11 protein-coding genes are annotated in these 24,318 nt (G+C 55.6%); 8 read left to right on the forward strand and 3 right to left on the reverse strand.

Features of this window, described 5'->3' with window-relative positions:
- Window positions 1–473 precede the first annotated feature (473 nt).
- Genes NQ492_RS12315 through NQ492_RS12325 form a run of 3 tightly spaced genes read right to left on the reverse strand, consistent with a single transcriptional unit; the run spans window position 474 to window position 6,400 of the window.
- Complete coding sequence (locus NQ492_RS12315) at window positions 474–2,195, reverse strand: DUF4091 domain-containing protein (protein ID WP_015546727.1); 1,722 nt, start codon at window positions 2,193–2,195, stop codon at window positions 474–476.
- A gap of 20 nt (window positions 2,196–2,215) precedes the next feature.
- Window positions 2,216–4,153, reverse strand: a complete 1,938-nt coding sequence (locus NQ492_RS12320) for a beta-L-arabinofuranosidase domain-containing protein (protein WP_015546728.1) — start codon at window positions 4,151–4,153, stop codon at window positions 2,216–2,218.
- Window positions 4,154–4,165: 12 nt separating this feature from the next.
- Complete coding sequence (locus NQ492_RS12325) at window positions 4,166–6,400, reverse strand: glycoside hydrolase family 3 protein (protein ID WP_014775051.1); 2,235 nt, start codon at window positions 6,398–6,400, stop codon at window positions 4,166–4,168.
- A 317-nt stretch (window positions 6,401–6,717) separates the two neighbouring features.
- Between NQ492_RS12325 and NQ492_RS12330 the strand changes: the two genes are divergently transcribed.
- The 8 genes from NQ492_RS12330 (at window position 6,718) to NQ492_RS12365 (ending at window position 24,315) form a co-directional block, all read left to right on the forward strand.
- Window positions 6,718–10,851, forward strand: coding sequence for a hybrid sensor histidine kinase/response regulator transcription factor (locus tag NQ492_RS12330; protein WP_015546729.1), 4,134 nt, complete (start codon window positions 6,718–6,720; stop codon window positions 10,849–10,851).
- A 131-nt stretch (window positions 10,852–10,982) separates the two neighbouring features.
- Window positions 10,983–12,836 carry a beta-N-acetylhexosaminidase gene (locus NQ492_RS12335; RefSeq protein WP_009599147.1) on the forward strand — a complete coding sequence of 618 codons (1,854 nt, stop codon included), beginning with the start codon at window positions 10,983–10,985 and terminating at the stop codon, window positions 12,834–12,836.
- A 10-nt stretch (window positions 12,837–12,846) separates the two neighbouring features.
- Entirely contained in the window at window positions 12,847–15,177 is a 2,331-nt protein-coding gene (locus NQ492_RS12340) for a beta-glucosidase family protein (protein ID WP_015546730.1), read from the forward strand.
- 34 nt (window positions 15,178–15,211) lie between these two features.
- On the forward strand, window positions 15,212–17,500 hold the full coding sequence (locus NQ492_RS12345) for a glycoside hydrolase family 3 protein (RefSeq protein ID WP_015546731.1): 2,289 nt from the start codon (window positions 15,212–15,214) through the stop codon (window positions 17,498–17,500).
- Window positions 17,501–17,522: 22 nt separating this feature from the next.
- On the forward strand, window positions 17,523–19,109 hold the full coding sequence (locus tag NQ492_RS12350) for a beta-N-acetylhexosaminidase (protein WP_014775056.1): 1,587 nt from the start codon (window positions 17,523–17,525) through the stop codon (window positions 19,107–19,109).
- Between the two features lie 32 nt (window positions 19,110–19,141).
- Window positions 19,142–20,251, forward strand: a complete 1,110-nt coding sequence (locus NQ492_RS12355; RefSeq protein WP_014775057.1) for an acyltransferase family protein — start codon at window positions 19,142–19,144, stop codon at window positions 20,249–20,251.
- Between the two features lie 49 nt (window positions 20,252–20,300).
- The gene (locus NQ492_RS12360) at window positions 20,301–22,316 is read left to right on the forward strand and encodes a glycoside hydrolase family 97 protein (protein ID WP_015546733.1); all 2,016 of its coding nucleotides are present in this window, start codon (window positions 20,301–20,303) and stop codon (window positions 22,314–22,316) included.
- Between the two features lie 4 nt (window positions 22,317–22,320).
- Window positions 22,321–24,315, forward strand: a complete 1,995-nt coding sequence (locus NQ492_RS12365; RefSeq protein WP_015546734.1) for a glycoside hydrolase family 65 protein — start codon at window positions 22,321–22,323, stop codon at window positions 24,313–24,315.
- The last annotated feature ends 3 nt before the right edge of the window (window positions 24,316–24,318 follow it).

Raw genomic sequence — 24,318 nt, forward strand, 5'->3', positions numbered from 1 at the left:
ATGGTTTAAACCATTCAAAATACCATTTTCTGCTTCACGCAGTTTATATCGGAATAATGAACGGAACAAGAAAACCTACCTTTCATGATGCAGGATACCACCGACTGAAATACCTCGGTTTTGATGTCCGGCCACGACCGCTCCAGTCCGCACCTAGAGCTTGTTTTGGCGCCCGGACGGTTGTAATATTGCAACCGGGAAAGACCCGTCCTCGAAAGCCGTAGCGGAGGTTTTTCAAAGTTTTCACAAAAAATTTCCGCCGCGGATTTTTGTTATCGCCAGATAACAGCGAGCTGTACCTTTGTATGCCGAAAAACTTTTCGGCATACGAAAGGTGCTCGCTCTGCGAGGCCGGGATCGCTCCCGAGTCGAACGCCTTTTTAACCGATGTCATGAATACCGACCGAAAACTGACAAACGGGATTATTTTATCTGCTGAACTGAATCAGAGATTGACTGCTTGAATATTCCGATTAATGCATGTCTTCCAAAAAATCCAATATTTCCCGGCGAATCTGCCGGAATCTGGACACTGACGTGTCGTACCGGTCGAAATCGAATATGATTGCATTGACGAAAGCCTGCGCACGGATTGAATCCCGGGCCTCAACCATTTTCAGTAGGTCGTAGTCGCGAATGCCGTCACGCATGGCAGTCAGCCGGATCGAAGGATAGAGTTTCCGGTAACCGGGGTAGACGATATGCGAGTCACCGCCGGGCCAGTCATTGGCGGGGGCGGAAACATCCCCGAAAGGATCGCCGTTCGCTCCCCATGCATTGAAGCCCCAGTGAAGGTATCCCGGAGAGCCGTATTTGTAGTTTATCCAATGCAGCAGGCGTGTCTTAATGAGCGGCAGTGTTACGTAACGGTTTGCGAAATTCCCCCGGGGATACATGCAAGTGTAAAACCAGCAACTATGTCCGGCAGGCATTGTCCGATAGATTTCCCAAGCGAATTCGTCGAGTTGCGGCACCAGAATGTCGATCAGCGCCGGGTCGTAGGACGAAGAGCGGTAAGCTTCGATGATTCGGATATCGGGGGCAGCCTGTTTTACCTGGTGGGCCAATCCTTCCCAGGAGGTCTTATTTTCGTCGAGCGGTTCGTCGGCAATGTGTTGTGTGTAGATGTCAAGCCAGCTGCGGCCGCTTCCGTCATTGATCGTTTTGGAACGCAAGTGTTCCTGCAGAGCCGGGAAATACGCTGCGATGTATTGTTGCACGCGCGGGTCGTCATAAGGCAGACGCTGGTAAACATAGGAGCCCTCGCCGTCGGGGACCGGTACGTTGGCCCAGAAAGGATCGGTCCATCCGTTGTGGGATCGCTTGGCGAAATGGTTGGCCTCGATCAGCCGTACGTCGGCATGTCGGAGCAGGAATTCGATCGTTTTGTCCATCCGTGAGAAATCGAACGTCAGTCCTTTGCCATCGGCTGTCGGAACCGGCGTTCCCGTTTCGTAGAGCAACCAGACGTTCTGACCATAGGCCGAGGCGGTTTCGACGAGCTGCCGCATACATTCCCAATAGGCCGGTGAATCGTCCTCCACGTATTCGTTGTCGTTCATAAAAGAGAATTTATCGGGGAAATACCAGTTGGTAACCAATAACGACTGCTTGGGAAGCGTGACCGGATAAACTTGTATGGTGAATTGTCGGTCGGCAACGATCCGTTTTCCGTTCTTTAGCCCGGAAATGCGTACCGATCCTTCGTAAAGCCCCGCTTCGGCATCGGCCGGAATCGGAATGTCCAACCAGAGAGAAGCGGTCCCGCCTGCGGCGATAGATACGGTGGTGTCGGTCAGAATGGGATCGGGATATTCTCCGGACGGTGATTGCAGGGCGTCGGGGGCCGCCGGCACGTAGGCGTGGGAAGCCTGTACGTTCCGGACCCAGCCCAGAACGGCTTTGTCGAGCGAAGCTCCCTGCTTTGTTTTGAGACTCCGGAGGACAGGATTCATTGCCGCGACGGAGTCGTCTGCGGAGATAACGAATTGCAGAACGGCGTTCTCGCCGCGGGCCACGCGGACGGTATCGTCCCCGGCAGGAGGGCAAACGATTCCGGGAAGAACATTGGTCAAAGGATCGATGACGCGGATCGTGAGTCCGCTTTCACTACAGGCTACCGGTAGCAGCAGGAGTGCAGGGCAAAGAGTCCGGATCGTCCGGTTGACGAGAAGTCGGAGCGGGGAAATGTTCATTTCGGGTTCGGTTTGAATTCTTAATTGCATTGCGGGAAAACAGTAAGCCGGAGTTCCGTGCATCCGTAGGGAATCAGTTCGAGGTATTCGATACGGTCGGATACGGCGCGGGCTATCCCTTCGGCCGGAAGGCGCGGCGTGTAGCGTCCTTTTTCCAATTCCCAGTCGATCGGTTTGACGGGAACCGAGATTTTCACGGGCGTATGTTCCGGATCGAACGGATAGCTTCCTGCGGCTGCGGGTTTTGTCCGAATGACCTTCAGGGGTATGACCGGATCGGAGCAAAGGGCATAGTTCCAGGGTCCGGCAGGCTCGATGCTCCAGCATTCGAATTCGGGGTTGCCGGGAACTTTGCCGTTCATATTCGCATAGACCGTCCGGTCGGCTGTTTTCCGCTGGGGAACAGGATAGGAGAAGAGCAGAGGTCCGCGCTGCACGTAGATTCCCTGTCCGGGAACGGTGTTCATGACGGGTTGCATGCCGAGACACAACCGAATCCGGTCGCCGTTCTTGAATTTGCGCCGGAGAGTCACGAACGTGCCGGCGGGACATGCGTCTCGCCACAGTTTGCCGTTGACATATATTTTGGCATCCCTGCACCATGCGGGAATGCGCAGCAGAAACGGGATATCCGTCCTCTCTTTCAGGCCGAAGGAGAACTCGATCTCCCCGTCGAACGGATAGGAGGTCCGCTGTGCGATGTGGCACTGTCGGCCGTTCGGCAGGTCGAACGTTGCAGCCGAAGGGCCGTAGAGCGCGGCGGCAATAGAGCCGTCTTTCCCGCGTAGCCACATATGTGCGACGTAATTGGGCATGAAACGGTGAACGTTTCCGGCGCAGCACTCCGTTTCATGCGTCGGCCGGAAAGCCATCCAGGTCGAACCGTGGAAGAATTCGTTGTGATTTGAACGCCCCGTTGCGATTACCTGATTGACGGACGAGAAATACTGCAACGATCGGAAATCCTTGGTAACGGCTCCCGGTCCGGCATTGAAGACCGCTTTTTCTATTTTGTCAGCCCACCGGACTTCGCCCGTGGTCAGGAGAAATTGCTCCAGTGTCCAGGTGTAGTCGGAAATGTCGCAGGTTTCGTGACTGTTGATGACGTTCCCGTTTCCGACGAGCGCTTCCGCACTGGCAGGAACGCCGTCGGGGAGCATGTGGTCGCGGGTGAGCTTGCGTTCGGCGTTGAGTGCAAGGTCCAGGTAATATCGTTTGCCCGTATAGGCATAGAGCAGCATCGGGAGTTTCAGTTCTTCCATGCAGGTGACGCCATGCATGACGAACCGTTCGTCGCCGGCCGCGACTGCGGGCGTCAGGTCCCCGAATTTTCCGCCATTGTAGGCTCTCTCGCAAATATCCAGCAACTTCGCATTGCCGGTTTTGCCGTAAGTCCACAACATTCCCTCGATGCTGACGATGTTGCGCCATTTCTCGACCTGCTCCTGCGTAAAGTTCATGTAGTGCCTTTCCAAGGCTGCGGGGATCGCCGGATCGCCCGTGCGCTCGTAATAGGCTTGCAGCACCCGGAAGTAGACACACATGGGCCACATCGACTCAATCGCTTTGTTGCCCAAAACACCTGTGGACGATGCGTTGGCCAGCGTGTAGCGAATCCCCTCCTCGGCTTTGGCGATCATCTCCCGATCACCGAGCAGGTAACCCAGGCGGAGCAGACCGTCGGTGTAATAGGCTGTCTGCTCGTAGCGCCACCAGTCGCTTCCGTAGGTTTCGGTGTTACGTCCGATCTCACCCGCCCAAAGGCAGGAGTCGTACGGATAGGACATCGCCTCGGGATGTCCCGTAAGTCCCGTTTGTTGGCGGTGGAGGAATTCCTCGATCCAGCCCTGCGGCTCTATGCAGCCGATCATGCCGCCCTGAAACTGGGCATAAGGGGCCTGGGCGTTCGTCGCGGTACCGACGAGGCAAAGTGCAATAATTGAAAACAGCTTCTTCATGCGATTTCTTGACTATTTGTATTTTTCGACTCTTGCATCCCGGATGACACCTTTCCAGTCGAGCCCGAAAGCGAAATCATATGTATTTCCTTCCGAGTCCGTATAACAAACCATATCTCTCGGAACGTCTTCATGCTGCTGTTCCACGGTTTTCATGTCTGCGGGCAATTGCATCGGCAGAAGTGCCGACGGTTCCCGCCGGCCGGAGATAATATCCAGCACGGCCTGACGCTGTACCCCGAAAGCAAGCAGTATGGCATCGGCCGAAGGTTCGAATTCGGCCGGAACGAACGGTCTGGTCGTGGAAACGACAGCCACGACGGGCTTGTCTCCCATCTGCCGTTTCGTTCCGAGTACCCGTTTCAACTCTTCCCGGTTGGAACTCCGGACGGTTTTCCCGCGGTAACTCCGGTCGATGGACGGTTCTTTCGGGTCCCCGCCGGCAATACTCTCGGGGCGTGCGTGGCGGGCCGTGTAGTCGCCGTATTGCAGGCTGATCGGGACATAACCGTTGCCGCCCTTTTCCCGATCGGCCGCATCGTATCCGCAGCCTCCGTCGGGTTCGTCGATAAAAACGATCGCGAAGTCGGCATTTTCGGGGCTTTCTGCCAATTCGTAATATTGTTTGACCAAAGAGGTGTCTACAGGTAGGCGGGATTGTCCGCATTCGGGCAGATATACGCTCCGGCGGGTCGATGCGGGCAGGGTTCCCGCCCGGTTTTTCAGCAGGACGACCGACCGGAGCTGCGCTTCGTAACCGGCTTGCATAAATTCCGGATTCCCGACCGTCGCTTCCGTCCGGTCCGGGTCTACATAGGGATTTTCGAACAGACCGGTCCGAAAAATATTGAGCAGCAACCTTATGGCGGAACGTTCGAACCGCTCCCGGGCAGATTTTTCGCCGAATTCGGCGGTCCACATTCGGTAGGCTTCCAGCACGGGACCTTTGTCGTTGTTGCCGCCGAACTGGTCTACTCCGGCTTTGAGCGCTTCGTAATGCCGCTGCGGGATGCTCAATGCCTCCACTCCCCAGCATTTGCCGTCAGCCTCCTCGATGCTGGAATAGTCGTGCGTGATGCCCCAATCCGTGCAGACGACGCCGTTGTATCCGTATCTGTTCCGCAGCAGATCGGTGACGATATATTTGCTAAAACCGTTGCCGACCTTTTTTCCCGAGGGGTCCACCCCGTGGGAAACCGTATAATAGGGCATGACGGCTGCGGCCTTTCGTGTCTTGCCGTTGAGGCGGAAAGCTCCTTCCACAAAGGGCCGGATGTGTTGCTCGAAATTTCCGCCGGGGTAAACAGTGTATTTCCCGAAGCTGAAATGGGCATCCCGTCCGCCTTCTTCCGGGCCGCCGCCCGGCCAATGTTTGACCATGGCATTGACGCTTTCATACCCCCAGCCGTCCGCAATCTCGGCAGCTCCGACGGAGGTCTGGAATCCGTCGATATAGGCCCGCGCCATATCGGTGTCCAGATCGGGGTCTTCGCCGAAGGTACCGTAGAACCGGTTCCACCGGGGTTCGGTCGCCAGATCGATCTGCGGCGACAGCGCTGTGGCGATACCCAAGGCGCGGTATTCGGCGGATGCGATCCGTCCGAACTTTTCGACCAGTTCGGGGTCGAACGTAGCGGCCAGCCCGAGCGGACTGGGCCACAACGAAATCTTTCCTCCTGACCCTGCGTTGTATTCGGCCCAGGCTCGGGTTTCATTCCGGGGATCGGAACTGATATTGACCGGAATGCCTTGTCCGAGGCCTTCGACGAAGGCCTGCATGTTGTTGTTCCATTCGGCTGCAATGCGGGGACTTTCAACCCGGACGACGAGCACGGCCCGGAGATTGTCGTCCCGGAGGAACTTCCGCTGTTTGTCCGAAACAGCCGAGTGGGGAAGTCCGCTTTCCCGGAGTGAGGTCCCGTTGTAGGTCGAGGACCAGTAACCTACCGAATCCGTCGGGACGGCCTGATGGGAACTGTATAACATCAATCCGGCAATCTCTTCGACGGAGAGTCGCTTTGCAAGGTCTTCCGCCCGTTCTTCCGGGGTGTACCGCCAATCTTCGTAGCAGTCGAGAATCCCGTTTCGGTTCAGGTCTTTGAAAGCGTATCCGTCGGAATATAAGATACGGACGCCGGATCCGGGGAAATAGCCCAGAGTCTGTCCTCCGTCTTGCCGAATCAGACAGTAGGTGTCATGCGGCTCGACCGTCCATTTTCGGCCGCAGGCACAGAGTATCGGCAACATAAACGCCAAAGATACTATTCGACGTACAAGATCTGTTTTTGTTGTCATATCGTTATCAGGGTCGGTTCGTTCTTTAGGGGACTTGGGAAAGCAGTTACAAAAGAATGAATTTTTATCGGCCGCGGGGTTGAATATTTTCCGGAAAGATTCTTTCCCGTATACGGATACCTTATTGAAATAAAGGCGAAATTGCAGTTGTCCGGACGTTTTGAGCCGTATTGCGCCGTTCTCTTTCGGCCAAATGATCGTACAATTCGGCGGGATGCAGTTGTGTTTCCCGAAAAAAATGTATACTTTAGTTTCCGAAAATACCCGTTATGCATCGTCGCTTTCTTATATCCCGTTTTTTCATAGTCTGCATCGGATTTGTCCTTTCCGAGATACAGATCGTTGCTGCCGAGTCTTTTCCTCAGGTGCGTTTCACCCCGTTACCTTCCGACATTCTGCCGTCGAACGAAGTGCGCAAACTTTATCAGGATTCCGATGGATATATCTGGATTCCAACTTATAACGGATTGGCCCGCTACGATGGATACGGAGCCATCACCTACGGTATGCGTGATGTTTCGAACGGGTTGTTCAACACGTTCGTCAATGTCGTTGCCGAGGACCACGACAAGAACCTGTGGATCGGAACCGAGCACGGCCTTTTTCGGCTCGACAAGGTTTCGGGAAACATCGTGGCCGACGAATATCCAGAGTTGGCGGATTGCAACATCGCAGTCATTCTGTGCGATACGGGCAACGGCATCTGGATCGGCGGCGACAAGGGCCTTTTCCGCAAAAATGCGCTCGACCGTAATTTTCATCCCGTCCCGATCTCCAATTCGGCGGGTCGTCCCGTCAAGGCGGTCACCTCCATCATCAAGGATGACAAACTGAACCTGTGGATCGCCGCTTTCGATCAGGGTTTGTTGCGTTATGATATCCGTGAGGATCGCGCCTATGCTTGCGACGATGCCGTGCTGCGTAAAGCACATGTTTTGGCACGTGATGTCGCGGGTAATATCTGGGTGGGTACGTGGGGCGCCGGAGTGGTGCGGCTGGTTAATCCTCTGGCCCCGGGACCGACCCGTTACGTGCATTATAAACACGTGCCGGGCAGAACGCACTCGCTGCTCGACGATATTATTTACGATATTGAGGAAAATCCCGAGCAGAATACCATCTGGATCGGTGGTCGCAGCGGGTTGAGCATCCTCCACGACATCGACAATCCCGATTCGTTCCAGAATTTCTTTCCCGGCGACAACGTGGGAGACCTGCCCTATAACGAGGTGAATTCGATCCTTCGAACCCGTGACGGACTGATGTGGATCGGTTTGTTGGGTGGCGGCGTCTGCAAGGTCCAGACCAGCGGAACCAAATTCGAGTCCGATCGGCTGGAACCGATCAGAACCCGTTACAACACGAGTTCTGTTCGAAGTATGTATTACGCCGGAAACGGCGACTTCTGGTTCGGGCTGCTTGATTTCGGCCTTATAAAATACAACATTCGAAGCGGTAAAATCGTCGATTACCACGAGCATCCCGATTTGAAGTCGCTTCCTTACACTTCGACCGTCAATACGATCATCCGCCGCTCGACTACCGGGGAACTGTATTTCGGAACGCAAAACGCCGGTATTTGGGTGTATAACGAAACGCAGCACAAGGTTCGGCAGATCAATCATTTCAACCAGCCGAACTTTCTGGACGACTGCGTGATTGCTCTGTGTGAGGATACGCACGGCAATCTGTGGATAGGCTCCCGGTTAGGTATTTACGTCGAATCGACAGACGGGCGTTTCCACACCGCTGCTGAATGGCTCGGATACGCTACGCCATTCGATCAGACTTATGTGTTCGACATCTGTTGCGACAAAGCAGGCGATGTCTGGATCGCTTCCAACGGTCAGGGCATTCTGCATATCCGTACGGCAGACGGAACCTGGAGGCAGTATACACGCGACAACGGCATGATTTCCGATCATGTCTATTGCCTGCAGGCCGACGATACGGGGTGTATCTGGGCCGGAACTTTTGCGGACGGACTTGCGGTCCGTATTCCTTCGGAAGGGAGCTTTAAGGCCGTGTCGGCTTTCCCGAATCTGGAAAACAAAGGTATCGGCAATATTGCCCGGGATGAAAACGGCCGGATGTGGATTACCACGAATAATTCGGTCTTTTCCTTTTCGCCGGACAGCCTGGGCAATCCCGAGCATATCAATACCTATATTATATCGGCCGACATGCAGTCGTTCTTCTTCAACCGAAACGCTTCGGCGCAGGTCGATTACGGACGCATTGCTTTCGGAGGATCGAATGGGCTGATGATATTCACCGGCAATCGCACGCAGCCCCACCAGACGAGACTGCCGATCGTGCTCACAGACTTCAAGGTGCACAATCGTTCGTTACGGACCATTCCCGCACGGGAACGATCGCGCATCTCTCTCCGGGATATCGATTACACGGATGCCGTGACGCTTACGCACGACCGGAACAACTTCTTCATCGAATTCTCGATGCTCTCCTATGCCAATCCGCGCGATCATATTTTTAGATACCGGCTCGACGGATTTGATAAGGAGTATGTTACGGCCGATTCGCACCACCGTTTCGCCTCATACAGCAATCTTTCACCGGGAACCTACACATTCCGTCTGCAGGCTGCCGGGGAAAACGGCGTGTGGAGCAGCAACGAGCGGACGCTCACAGTGCGGATACTCCCCGCCCCGTGGCTTTCGTGGTGGGCCTGGACGATCTATTCCGTGCTGCTGCTGGTGCTCGCCTATGGGGTCGTGCGGTTCCTGCGCTACCGGCTCCGGCTGCGTCAGGAGGTGCAGATTTCGAAGTTGGAGCGACAAAAAACCGAAGAACTGAATCATGCCAAATTGCAGTTTTTCACCAACGTCACTCACGAACTGATGACTCCGCTGACGATTATTCTTACTTCGCTCCAGAACCTGAACAACGGCACAGGGGACAATCAGACTCTTTACGGTGTCATGTCGGCCAATGCGACGCGGCTGATGCGACTGATTCAGCAGATACTCGAATTCCGGAAAGTCGAGAGCGGGAATCTGAAAATCCGTGTTTCGCATGGCGATGTCGTCGGATTCGTTCGCCGGTGTGTGGAAGCTTTTGCCCCGCTTGTGGCCCGAAAGCAGCTCAAGGTCTATTTCCGTGCTTCGTCGGAACAGGTCGACGGCTGGTTCGATCCCGACAAACTCGATAAGATCGTCTACAACCTGCTGTCCAATGCGGCAAAATACACGCCCGACAAGGGTGAAATTATCATCCGGATCGAAACCGGAGACGACTGTTCGGTCTGCATTTCGGTCGCCAACAGCGGCGAACTGATGACCCAGCAGACTATCGACGGACTTTTTCGCCGGTTTTACGACGGCAATTACCGGAAACACCATACGATTGGAACCGGTATCGGTCTATCGTTGGTCAAGGATCTCACCGACCTCCACCGAGGTTCAATCCGGGTGTCGAGCGACGAGCAGGACGGCAACTGTTTCCGAATCACGCTACCCATAGGTCGAGATGCTTATACCGAAGAGGAGATCGACGATGATACCGGAGACGATGCCGCGGAAAAAATTTACGAAGGGGCCGGAGAATTCGTTCCGGTGCAGCCCGATGCGGCGATGACCGATACCCCCTCCCGCACACGCACTGACCATACGCTGTTGGTCGTCGATGACAACGAAGAACTGCTCTTGTTGATCTCCAATCTTTTGGCGCCCTATTTCCGAATTGAAACGGCATCCGACGGAGAAGAAGCGCTTCGTATATTGTCCCGACAGCCGGTCGATCTGGTCGTTTCGGATATCATGATGCCCGGCATGGACGGTATCGAATTGTGCCGACGGATCAAGCAGACCTTCGAATACTGTCATATTCCGGTTATCCTGCTTACGGCCAAAAATGCCGACGAAAGCCGGATTGAAGGGTACAATTCGGGGGCGGACGGCTATGTCACCAAGCCCTTCAACCTGCAGTTGCTCTACGCTCAGATTGTCAATCAACTCCGAAAATTGGAGATTCGGGGCCTGCATTTCCGCAACCAGCCGATTTTTGAGGTGGAGAAACTGGAGTATACTTCGATGGACGAAAAGTTCATGCGTCAGGCTATGGCGTGCGTCAATGCGCATATCGACGATTGCGAATTTGCACAGGCCGATTTTACCCGTGAAATGAATATGTCGCGTACGATTCTTACCGAAAAACTCAAATCGCTCACCGGGTTGACTCCGGCTGCATTCATCATTGACGTGCGACTGCGTGCTGCCTATCATTTGCTCGAAGAGCAGAAGAAGATGCGTATTGCCGATCTGGCCTATGCTTCCGGATTCAACGACCCGAAATATTTCAGTACGTGCTTCAGAAAGAAATTCGGATTCTCTCCCAAGGAATTTATCGACAGACTGAACGAAAAAGGCGATAAAATCGCTTGATTGTCCGCAGAAGCGGGCCTACAACCGTTTTTCGGTAAAAATTCGACCTGCATGATCCATGTCAGGAGTATTTTCGTACCCGGTAGATTTTGTCCCGGCAGAGTGGATGGAATCGGCTCAATCCATAGGATATGATTATGAAACTCATTTTTGCAATCTCCATTGTCGCTCTTTCGTTCTTCGGCACTGCCTGCCGGAGATCTGTCGGCGAAATGATTCTGGTGCCGATGCCGCAGGAGGCAACCTTTACGGGAGGTTACTTTGAAACGGACAGCGCCCGATTCGTGGAGCGTGCAGGCGATGGGTACGTTGCCTGCCGAATCGATCCTTCGGCTCCGGAGATTCGTCCGGAGGGTTACCGGCTGAAAGTGACTCGCCGGGGCATTGACCTTACGGCCCTGGATTCCGCGGGACTGTTCTACGGCCGGCAGACGCTGTGCCTGTTGGCGACCGCACAGGGGATTCCCTGCGTGGAAATCATCGATAATCCCTGTTTCGGTTATCGGGGTATTCATCTCGATGTTTCGCGGCACTTTTTCCCCGTTGAAACGATATTCCGGCTCCTCGATGAAATGGCACGGTACAAGCTTAACAAATTTCATTTCCATCTGGCGGATAACGGCGGCTGGCGCATCAGGATCGACGCTTATCCGCTGCTGACCCGGCTGGGAGCATTCCGTACGGAGTCCGACTGGCTCGAATGGTGGAGTTACGGCGACAGGCATTATGTACCCGAGGACACACCGGGGGCCTATGGCGGTTACTATACGAAAGAGGAAATTCGCAGAATCGTTGCCTATGCTGCCGAACGCTTCATCGAGGTGATTCCGGAAATTGAGTTCCCGGGGCACTCCGACGAGGTTTTCGCAGCTTATCCGGAGCTCTGCTGCTCGGGCCGGGCCTATACTTCCGGCGAGTTTTGCGTCGGCAATCCGCTGTCGTTGAAATTTATGGACGAGGTCCTGACCGAGGTTCTGGAGTTGTTCCCCTCGAAATACATCCATATCGGCGGCGACGAGGCCGACCGGACAGCTTGGAAGAGCTGTCCCAGATGCCGGCATCTGGCCAGGGAGTTGGGCGGAGTGGACCAGGTGCAATGCTATCTGGTCGAACACGCCGAAAAGTTTCTGGCGGAACACGGACGCACGATGATCGGATGGGATGAAATCCTGAAGAACAACCTGCGATCCACCTCTACGGTAATTTCCTACAGGGGGCAGCGAGGAGGCATCGAGGCGGCCAACCGCGGTTACGATGTGGTCATGTCGCCGGGCGAGATCCTCTATTTCGACTGGTATCAGGCCGATCCTCATACACAGCCGCGCGCGATGGGCGGTTTCTCGCCGATTCGGAAGATGTACGGTTTTCATCCCGTCCCCGATACCCCTGCAAAGGCGGCCGACAATGAATCGATAATTCGCGGTGAATTCGTTTCGCCGGATTCGGTCGAATATATCTATGACGGCGGCAAAGAGCACGTCATCGGGGTACAGGGTTGCACATGGACCGAGTTTATAGAAACGGAAAAACATTTGGAATACATGATTTTCCCGCGTTTGCTGGCTGTTTCCGAACTTGCCTGGACTCCCCGGGAGCGATGTGAGTGGAATGATTTCCGTCGTCGTATCAATGTTCATGTATCGTTGCTGCATGCGCGGGGAATCAATGCTTTTCCATTGAGCGACGACGTTGTGATTACGGCTCAGATGCTTTCCGAAGGCAAAAAGGCCCGGGTGACGCTCGACACGGAGAAATATCCCGCCGAAGTACGCTATACTTTGGACGGTACGGCCCCGGTTCCCGGATCAGACCTTTACGACGGGCCTTTTGTCGTGAAAGCGGGGACAACCGTCCGGGCGGCGCTCTTTGTCGCAGGCAGGATGGAGGGGACCATGACGGAACTCTATGTCGATGCCCGCCGCAATGTCGATAATTACTATACTTATCTGAATACTCCCGAGGTATACGCCTCGACAGACCGTTAATCGATACTTTATGAAAAAACTACTGATCGCACTGTTTTTGTTTCCCGTGACGCTGGTCGTGGCGGTTCCGTCTGCAAAGCCCCGGTTGGGCGAGGCTCCGGTCCGGAAGATCGTTGCGGCTATGAGCCTTGAGGAGAAGGCCGGCCTGCTGGTGGGAACCTCAATGGAGGGTTACGCTGGCGAGGGCGCTGTAACGGGCCGCACGTTGAAAACAGTTCCCGGTTCGGCCGGAACTACCCGCTCTTTGGAATCCTACGGCATTCCGACAACGGTGATGGCCGACGGTCCTGCGGGCCTTCGTATCGATCCGGAACGTGCAGGAGATGCACGGACTTATTTCTGTACGGCTTTTCCGATCGGCACGATGCTCGCCTCGACCTGGGACGAGGCGGCTATTGAACGCTGTGGCGCAGCGATGGGTAACGAGGTGCTCGAATATGGCTGCGACGTGATTCTCGGTCCGGGTATGAACATCCACCGCCATCCGCTCTGCGGCCGCAATTTCGAATATTATTCCGAGGACCCGTTGCTGAGCGGCAAATGCGGCGCGGCGATGGTGCGGGGCATTCAGTCGCAAGGCGTAGGGACTTCGGTCAAGCACTTTGCGGCCAACAACCAAGAGTCGATGCGCTTACAGAATGACGCCCGGGTGTCGCAACGTGCGTTGCGTGAGATTTATCTGCGAGGATTCGAGATCGCCGTCAAGGAGGGGCGTCCGTGGACGGTCATGTCGTCCTACAATCGTATCAACGGACCTTATACGCAGGAGAGCCGCGAGTTGCTGACCACTGTTCTGCACGACGAATGGGGCTACGAAGGTCTTGTCGTGTCGGACTGGATCGGAAAACGTAACACCGTGGCACAAGTACATGCCGGCAACGACCTGATGATGCCGGGAGAACCGGCTCAGGCGAGAGAGATTGTAGAAGCGGTGCGCAGCGGGAGACTCGCCGAGGCGGATGTTGACCGGTGTGTGACCCGTGTACTCGAATATATTCTGCGGACGCCCCGTTTCCGGAAACAAGCCGTGTCGGAGACTCCCGACTTGGAAGCACATGCTGCCGTATCGCGTCAGGTGGCAGCGGAAGGCATGGTTTTGCTCCGCAACGAAGGCGCTGCTTTACCACTTGCCGCAGGATGTAATCTCTCGGTGTTCGGAGTCAATGCCTATGACTGCATTGCCGGAGGTACGGGCGCCGGACACGTCAACAAAGCCTATACGGTCGATTTGGACGAAGGTTTGTGCAACGCCGGATTCCGGCTTAACACCCGTACGGCAGATCTCTATGCAAAATACATGTCTTTCGGTGAGGCACTGCTCGCGGAGCAGAACGCCCTGCGTTATTTGGGCGAAAAGTGGTTTGTCCCCGAAACGACGCTGACGCCGGAATTCATCGCTTCGCGTGCGGCGGACAGCGATGCGGCCATCGTTGCCTTAGGCCGCAATTCGGGTGAATACAACGATCGTCCTACATCGGATTTCTACCTGACGGAAGCCGAACGGGAACTGCTCGAATCGGTCTGCTCGGCGTTTCATGCCGCGGGTAAGAAGGTGGTCGTGGTGCTCAATATCGGCGGCGTGATCGAAACCATGTCGTGGAAGGAACTTCCCGACGCTATCTTGTTGGCCTGGCAGGGAGGTTTGGAAGCCGGGAATGCCATGGCTGATGTTTTGAGCGGCCGCGTATCGCCTTCGGGAAGGCTGCCGATGACTTTTCCGGCGGATTATTCGGATCATCCGTCATCGAAGAATTTTCCGCTCGACTATCGGGGGCGCTGCGGCGATTGGGCCGACGACGCCCCGGAACGGCACCTGCGAAACCTGGGATTCACTTGTTACGAGGAGGATATCTGGGTGGGTTACCGCTATTTCTCGACCCATGCTCCGGAGGCGGTGTCCTATCCTTTCGGCTATGGTTTGGGGTATACGACCTTCGAGTGGACGGATGCGGCCGTCAGGCGTTCCGGGACGGATTATGCGGTAACGCTCCGTGTAACCAATACAGGTTCGCGCGCCGGACGGGAGGTCGTTGAACTTTATGTTGCAGCCCCGCAAGGGGCGCTGCCGAAGCCCGTGCGCGAATTGAGGGCTTTTGCCAAAAGCCGGGAATTGCAGCCCGGGGAGTCGCAGGCGCTGACCCTTCGTTTCGCGGCTGCCGATCTGGCCTCGTTCGACGAGCGTATTTCGGCGTTTGTCGTCGATTCGGGGCGCTATATGGCCGAACTGGGGCGTTCTGCCGACGACATTGTCCAGCGGCTGCCTTTTGTCGCCAAAGCTTCCGAGCGCAAGGTGCATGACGTACTGAAACCGCAGGAGCCCCTGCGACGACTCAAATTCTGATGCAATGAAAATAATAGCTTGTTTGTTGATTTGTATGGGCTGCAATGCGCTGTTTGCAGCAGTGCCGCCCGCTATCCGGCCCGATGCGAAGATCGAAACCCGGATTGAAAAGATACTCGGCCGCCTGACGCTTGAAGAGAAAATCGGCCAAATGTGTCAGTTGACCGTCAGCATGGTGACCGATATGAATGATTCCGGGCATCCGTTCATCAGCGATGAGCTGCTCGATACGGTCATCGGACATTACAAAGTCGGGTCGATTCTCAACGTACCGTTCGATGAGGCGCAGTCCCGGGAGGCATGGACGCAGATTATCGGTAGGATTCAGCGTCGTTCGCTCGACTGCCTGGGGATTCCCTGCATTTACGGTGTCGATCAAATGCACGGTGCTTCCTACACCCGCGGTGCAACCTTTTTTCCGCAGGGGATCAACATGGGTGCCGCGCTGAACTGTGAACTGATGCGCCGTTCGTCGGAGATTTCGGCTTATGAAACCCGTGCCTGTGCCATTCCGTGGAATTTTGCGCCGGTGATGGATTTGGGACGCGATCCCCGATGGTCGAGGATGTGGGAGAGTTACGGAGAGGATGTTTGTGTCAATTCCCGGTTGGCGGCGGCTTCCGTGCGCGGTTTGCAGGGCGATGATCCCAATCGGATCGGGATGTATCGGGTGGCTGCTTGTTTGAAGCATTTCATGGCCTACGGCGTCCCCGTGTCGGGCAAGGACCGAACGCCTTCGTCCGTTACGCGCAACGCCCTGCGCGAAAAATATTTTGCCCCCTTTCTCGAATGTATCCGGGCCGGGGCGCTGTCGTTGATGGTCAACTCGTCCAACAACGACGGTATGCCCTTTCATGCCAACCGCGAGTTGCTCACGGGGTGGTTGAAGGAAGAACTGAACTGGGACGGGGTGATCGTTACGGATTGGAATGATATTTACAATCTATATGAGCGGGATCATATCGCCGAGAGCCGCAAGGATGCGGTTCGGATCGCTATAAATGCCGGGATCGATATGGCCATGGTCCCTTTGGACCGGGATTTCTGCGTCTATCTCCGTGAACTGGTCGAGGAAGGGCTGGTTTCCGAAAGACGCATCGATGATGCCGTTCGTCGGATTTTGCGGTTGAAAATGCGCATCGGGCTGTTCGAAGAGCCGTTCCCGGACACTTCGAAGTTCGATCGTTTCGCGAGAGATGAATTCGCCGCCGTGGCTTTGCAAGCTGCTGAAGAGTCGGAGGTGCTGCTCAAAAACGACGGAGGTCTGCTACCGCTCCCGAAGTCGGCGCGTATCCTGCTCACCGGCCCCAATGCCAATTCCATGCGCTGTCTCAACGGCGGCTGGTCTTACACCTGGCAGGGTGAGCGTTGCGATGAGTTTGCAGATCGTTACAATACGATTTACGAGGCCTTGGCGCGTAAATTCGATCATGTTACCTGGATTCCAGGCGTAGAATACGGCACCCCCTCGGAGAATTGGCAGGTGGAGCGTGTGCGGGGAATCGGCGAAGCAGTCTCGGCAGCGGCCGATGCAGACGTGATTGTCGTCTGCATCGGCGAGAACTCCTATTGTGAAACTCCGGGCAACATGAATGATCTGAACTTGTCGCAAAACCAGAAAAAACTGGTCCGCGAACTGGCGTCTACGGGGAAACCCCTCGTATTGGTGTTGAACGAGGGACGGCCGCGTCTGATCGGCGATATAGAGCCGTTGGCGCAGGCTGTCGTCGATATCCTGCTGCCCGGCAATTACGGGGGTGACGCACTGGCCAATCTGCTTGCCGGGGATGCGAACTTCAGCGCCCGGCTTCCCTTTACCTATCCGCGCTGGCCCGATGCGTTGGCCACCTATGACTACAAACCCTGTCAGAAAAGGGGTACGATGGAGGGCGAATACAACTACGATGCCGTGATGGACGTGCAATGGCCTTTCTGCCACGGATTGAGTTACACTACATTCGAATACGGAAATCTGCGGGCTAACCTTACGGAATTTCGGGCCGGAGATACGCTTTCGTTCACGGTCGATATCTCCAATACAGGCGACTGCGCGGGCAAGGAGGCCGTATTGCTCTGGTCGAGCGATTTGGTGGCAAGCCTGACGCCTGACGTGATCCGGCTGCGCAATTTCGAGAAGATCTCCCTTGAACCGGGCGAAACCCGTACGGTGACGCTTTCGATACCGGCATCCGATCTGGCGTTTGTCGGTTATGACGGTCGCTGGCGGCTCGAAAAGGGCGATTTCCGGATCCGTATGGGTACGGAGACCCTGTTCGTCCGATGCGTGGAAACCCGGGTGTGGGACACCCCTAACATTCCCTGAAACCGTTCTAAAACATACCGATATGAAAAATGTTTTTTTTGCCGTCATGGCGCTTGCTGTTTCATTTACGGAAACCCGAGCGGCGGATTCTCCCGCGATCGTTCCCATGCCTCAGCACATCGCTTACGCAACTGGCGAAGGAGCGGTGCTCTCCGCCGGATCGCGGATCGCTGTACCCGGCGGGGCTAAAGCGTTGCGGAGTGTCGCGGAACTCTTTGTGCGGGATATTTGCCGGGAACATGGACTTCGGCTGAAAGTTTCCGGAATTTCCGAAAGCGGCATCGTACTCGGGATCGATCCGGCGCTCAGGGCGGAGGCCTATTCGCTCGACATCGGCCAAGGGCGTGTCGCCGTGACGGGCGGTTCCCCTTCGGGACTCTTCTACGGATTGCAGAGCTTGCGTCAACTTATCTCGCAGTATGGCATGCGACTTCCGGCAGTGCATGTGGAGGATGAACCTTGTTTCGCTTATCGCGGCGCCATGCTCGACTGCTGCCGTCATTTCTTCACGGTTGACGAGATCAAAACGTTCATCGACATATTGGCGCTCCACAAACTCAACCGTTTTCACTGGCATCTGACCGACGACCAGGGATGGCGTATCGAGATCAGGCATTATCCCGGATTGACGAAAGAGGGGTCACGGCGTGCCGAAACAGTCCTTGGACGCAATACGAATATCTACGACGGCATACCTTCGGGAGGATACTATACGCAGCGACAAATTCGTGACGTCGTAGCCTATGCGGCCGAACGGTTCATTACGGTCATCCCTGAAATCGAAATGCCGGGACATGCCTCGGCGGCACTGGCGGCCTATCCCTGGCTGGGGTGTGCCGGTGAGGGGTATATGGTACGGACGCGATGGGGCGTATTCCCGGAAGTTTATTGCGCGGGCAAGGATTCGACGTTCGAATTCATGGAGAACGTGCTTGCAGAGGTGTGTGAACTGTTTCCCTCGGAATATATCCATATCGGCGGGGATGAGTGTCCCAAACAGAGTTGGACGAGCTGTCCCGCCTGTCAGCAGCGTATCCGTAATGAGCGGTTAGAGCATGAAAACGAATTGCAGAGTTATTTTGTCCATCGGATTGAAAAATGGCTCAACGCCCGGGGGCGCAATCTGATCGGGTGGGACGAAATACTCGAAGGAGGGATTTCAAAGACGGCTACGATTATGTCGTGGCGCGGTGCCGATGGCGGCGTTGCCGCTGCCAAGGCCGGGAATCAGGTGATCATGACCCCCAACACGCATTGTTATCTCGATTATTTTCAGACGCAGGAGCCGGAGCGCCTCGAACCACTCGGTATCGGCGGTTACGTGCCGGTTCGTAAGGTTTATTCGTTCGATCCCTATGACCGTCTTTCTTCAGCGGAACAATCCTGTATTCAGGGAGTACAAGGGAATATATGGACGGAATATATCGCTTCTTTTGCCCATGCACAGCATATGGCCTTGCCGCGGCTGGCCGCATTAGCGGAGGTGGGATGGGCCTGCGACCGCCGCGATTTCGGGGATTTCACCCGGCGCATGACGGTATTCCGGAAACTTTACGACAAATGCGGCTATCGCTACGCCTCCTATTTCTTCGATGGAACGGGCGAATAAATCGGTCTACCGGTGCTAAATATACTGCGATGATGAACCCGAACAGACGACTTTTATCTTTGGACACCCTGCGGGGGGTTGATATGTTCTTTATTATGGGCTTTTCAGGGCTCGTGACCTCGTTGTGCGCACTGTGGCCCGGATCTTTTACCGATATGCTTGCGTCGCAGATGCAGCATGCGGCGTGGAATGGACTAACGATTCAAGACACGATCTTTCCTCTGTTTCTTTTTATCGCAGGCGTGGCGTTCCCCTTCTCGCTGGCCAAACAGCGTGCACGCGGATTCGGCAGAAAACGGATTCTGGACCGGATTTTCCGCCGCGGACTGATTCTTGCCCTGTTGGGAATGGTTTATAACGGGTTGTTCGAGCTCAATTTCTCCTCGTTGCGCATAGCAAGCGTGCTGGGACGGATCGGCTTGGCCTGGATGTTCGCCGCACTGCTCTGCGTGTATTGCAGCGTGAGAACTCGGATAGCTGTTGCCGGGATTATCCTAATAGGCTATTCACTGCTGCTCGGCCTGGTCGTAGCCCCCGATGCTCCGGTCGGTGCCGATCCGCTTTCGGTGGAGGGGTGTCTGGCCGGATGGATTGACCGACAGTACCTTCCCGGACACATCCTTTACGGGGCATTCGATCCGGAAGGGATATTGAGCACCCTGCCGGCAGTCGTATCGGCTCTATTCGGAATGTTCACCGGCGAATTTTTGCTCGATGGCCGGAGAGGGCTCTCTGGCTCTTGGAAAGCGTTCTATATGGCCGTCGCCGCACTGGCGATCACGACGGCGGGCTTGTGCTGGAATCTTATCATGCCGGTCAACAAGAATTTATGGAGCAGTTCGTTCACTTGCGTGGTCTCCGGTTATTCGCTGGGGATGACCGCCTTGTTTTATTACCTGATTGACGTGTGCGGGTACAAACGATGGACGTTCGTTTTCCGGGTTATCGGATTGAATTCCATTACGATTTATATGGCGCAGCGGATTATTCCACTGCGTTATGCGTCCGATTTTTTCGTCGGCGGACTTGCTTCCAAATGCAGTGAAACAGTAGGGGCGGTGATCTACGATATAGGTTATATCGTGCTCTGCTGGCTGTTTCTCTATTTCTTGTATCGAAAAAACACTTTCCTTAAGGTATGACCGGCAAATAGCCCGAAAATTACAATAACCTCATTTAAATAAATTTAGCATGAACCAAACTTTGAAGTTCTCGTTCCGGAACTTGTTTTTGTCCTGTGTGTGCTTGCTTCTGTTTGCATGCGGCGGGAATCCGGAGATAATTTCTCCCGACGGGCGCACACGCCTTTCGTTCGTGACGGGCGCCGACGGCTGCATGGCCTATACCGTCGAACGCGACGGCAAACCTTTGATCCTTCCTTCTGCCTTGGGCCTCGTGGTGCAAGAACGGAACCTCGCCGGCGGCTTTTCGGTACGGGAGATTGTGAAAAGGTCCGTGGACGAAACATGGACGCAGCCGTGGGGCGAAAATAAAATCCTGCGCGATTGCCACAACGAAATGACGGCGGTATTGAAAAACGACGACGGCGTGTTGCTGACGCTTCGTTTCCGGGCTTTTGACGACGGTGTGGCATTCCGCTATGAATGGGAGGTGCCGGACCTCGATTCGCTGACCGTCACCGATGAACTGACCGAATTCCGCTTCGCCGAAGACGGCGTGTCGTGGTCGATTCCTGGAAATTTCAACACCTATGAATTGTTGTATCGCGAACTGCCGGTTTCGGCCGTCGAAAACGCCAATACGCCTTTCACATTCCGTGTGGACGGCACATACGGTTCGATTCACGAAGCGGCGCTGTACGATTTCCCCGAAATGAATCTCTACCGGACCGATTCGCTGGCCTTCAAAGCCGAGTTGGCTCCGCTGCCTGACGGTATAAAGGCTCGTATTCCCTCGAAATTCATGACGGCGTGGCGGACGATCCAAGTGGGAGACAAAGCGGTGGACCTGATCAACTCGTCGCTGATCCTTAACCTGAACGAGCCTTCGAAGATTGCTGACACTTCGTGGATCAAACCGCAGAAATATATCGGCGTATGGTGGGGACTGCATCTCGGCACCCATACATGGACAATGGGACCCCGGCATGGAGCGACGACGGAGAATGCTCTGCGTCATATTGACTTCGCAGCGGCGAACAATATTCAGGGAGTGTTGTTCGAAGGGTGGAACGAAGGCTGGGAGAACTGGGGTAAAACGCAGCACTTCGATTATGTGAAGCCCTATGCAGATTTCGATCTCGACCGCATTGCCGCGTATGCCCGGGAGAAGAACATCGAGTTGTGGATGCACAATGAAACGGGTGGTAATATTCCTGAATATGAAGCGGCTCTGGAAACGGCTATGCAGCGCTATGCCGGATTGGGTGTGCATGCCGTCAAAACGGGATATGCCGGAGGCTTCAGGGACGGCCAGCTCCACCACTCGCAGTATGGCGTGCGGCACTACCAGCGTGTCGTCGAGACGGCGGCCCGTTATGGGATCGTCATCGATGCCCACGAGCCGATCAAGGATACGGGCATTCGCCGCACGTGGCCCAATATGATGACCCGGGAGGGGGCACGCGGCATGGAGTGGAACGCATGGTCGGAAGGGAACTCCGCGGAGTATCTCTGTACACTGCCTTTCGTACGGCTCCTGAGCGGTCCGATGGATTATACGCCGGGGGTATTCGATCTTGATTACTCGCGCGTCCGGGGCCGGGAAACCGGAATGCAGGAGTGGAACGGCGACAACAATTCGTGTTGTATCAAGACTACGCTGGCACGTCAGATTGCCAACTGGGTGATTATTTATTCTCCGCTTCAGATGGCGTCCGATCTGATCGAAAACTACGAGGGACATCCGGCTTTCCAATTCTTCCGGGATTTCGATGCCGACTGTGACTGGTCCGAAGCATTGCAGGGTGAACCCGGCGAATATATTGTCGTCGTACGCCGTGCGGGTGACAGTTTCTTCCTGGGCGCCGGCACGAACGATGAGCCCCGGACATTGACCCAGAAACTCGGCTTCCTGAAGTCCGGTATGACTTATACTGCAACGATCTATGCCGACGCTCCGGATTCTGCGGAGAATCCCGAAAACTATCGCATCGAAAAACGGACCGTGACTTCTGCCGATATGCTCGAAATTGCAATGACTGCCCGTGGCGGGCAAGCCGTGACGTTTGTTCCCGTAAATGAATAGAACCATGATGAGACTTGTTTTTTGGGTCGTGCTGCTGGCGGTCGTTCCGCTGTCGGTCGATGCCCGCAGCGAAGGGTGGGTAATTACCGCACGAGATACCACGGCTGATTATTTTGCCGTCGCCATGGCCAACGGAGAAATTGGCGTAGCCGTGGATCGGGAGCCTTTTGCCCTCGGTTCTGTGATTCTGGGAGGGAGTTATGAGCCGGGGTTCGGAGATGATGTGAGTCGTATTCTGGAAGGGATCAATCCGCTGGGGTTGACAATGGCTGTCGATGGTCATCGATTCGATCCGTCGGAGATCCGTCCACAGCATCAGTCGGTCGATATGCGGCGTGCAGTGCACACGACCCGTTTTTCAACGGACGGTGTGACGGTCGTCTATCGTATACGGGCCTTGCGGAACATGCCTTACGCTCTTATGACAGAGGTGGAAGTGACGGCGGAACGCGATGCAGAGGTTCTTTTTTCAAACGGTCATACCGTTCCCGGAGAGTTCGCCGACACCCTGCGGGAGTCGCGCACGGTCGGATGTGAGGACGGCAGCCGTATTGCCGTGCAGCGCACTTCCGGCAGTTACAACCGCGGCCGCGACCATATTGTGGCTTCGTCGACTTTCCTTTGCGGTGAAGGGTGCGAAGCGGTCTCACCGGAAAGCGTGAGGATTGTTCTGCGCAAGGGCGGCCGGGCGTCGTTCTCCCTTGTGGGAACAATCTGTACTACAGCCGCTTTCGCCGACCCGTGGAATGAGTCGGAAAGGCAGGCTATTTATGCAGCCCGGGAGGGAGCGGCGCAACTCGTTGCGGCACACGAACGGAAATGGGCGGAGTTGTGGCAGGGCGATATCGAGATCGAAGGCGATCCCACGGCACAGTTGGATGTGCGTTTCGCCTTGTTCAACCTTTACGGCTCTATCCGTGAAGGCAGTCGCCGGAGTATTCCGCCGATGGGCCTTTCGGCCCGGGGCTTTTACAACGGTCATATCTTCTGGGATTCTGAGATCTGGATGTATCCGGCGCTGCTGGTGCTCCGGCCCTGCCTGGCGCGCCAGATGCTCGATTACCGAACCGACGGACTCGATGCGGCCCGTCGTCGGGCCTACGCCCACGGCTATCGGGGCGCGATGTTCCCCTGGGAAGGGGATGACCGGGGCGAGGAGGCTACGCCGACCTTTGCCCTCACCGGTCCGCTCGAACATCATATTACAGCCGATATCGCCATCGCCAGCTGGAACTATTACTGTGTGACGCAGGACCGGGAGTGGCTGCGCCGCGAGGGTTTCCCGCTGATGCGCGAGGCTGCACGTTTCTGGTGCGATCGCGTTACGGCGAATGCCGACGGCAGCTACTCGATCCGCAATGTGATCGGAGCCAACGAATACGCCGTCGGCGTCACGGACAATGCCTTTACCAACGGCGCGGCCCGCCGGGCACTGGAGTACGCTTCGGCTGCGGCGGAGCTTTGCGGCGAGCGTCCCGATCCGCAGTGGAGTGCGGTAGCCGCGGGCCTTCGCATCCCGCACTTCGCCGACGGAACGACGCGCGAGCATGCCGGCTACGACGGCGAGATGATCAAACAGGCCGATGCCAACCTGCTGGGCTATCCGCTGGGCATCGTGACCGGACGCGAAGCTCAGTTGCGCGATCTGGAATACTACGAGCGCCGAATCGATCCGCGTAACGGTCCGGCGATGAGTTACTCGGTTTTTGCGATTCAGTATGCCCGGCTCGGAATGGCCGAAAAAGCCTGCGAAATGTTCCGTCGCTCCTACTTGCCCAACCTGCGGCCGCCGTTCGGGGTGTTTGCCGAAACGGCCACCAGCGGCAATCCCTATTTCATGACGGGTGCGGGCGGCATGTTGCAGGCCGTGCTGTTCGGATTCGGCGGGCTGGAGATTACGGCGGACGGTCTCGTGCAGCGCCCGTCTGTCCTGCCGCCGCAATGGAAGAATCTGAGAATCAAAATAAATGGTAAAATCTATCAGGCAACGAACCAATAAATA

Source organism: Alistipes shahii WAL 8301 (genome assembly GCF_025145845.1).
In the GTDB taxonomy this organism is placed as follows: Bacteria; Bacteroidota; Bacteroidia; order Bacteroidales; family Rikenellaceae; genus Alistipes; species Alistipes shahii.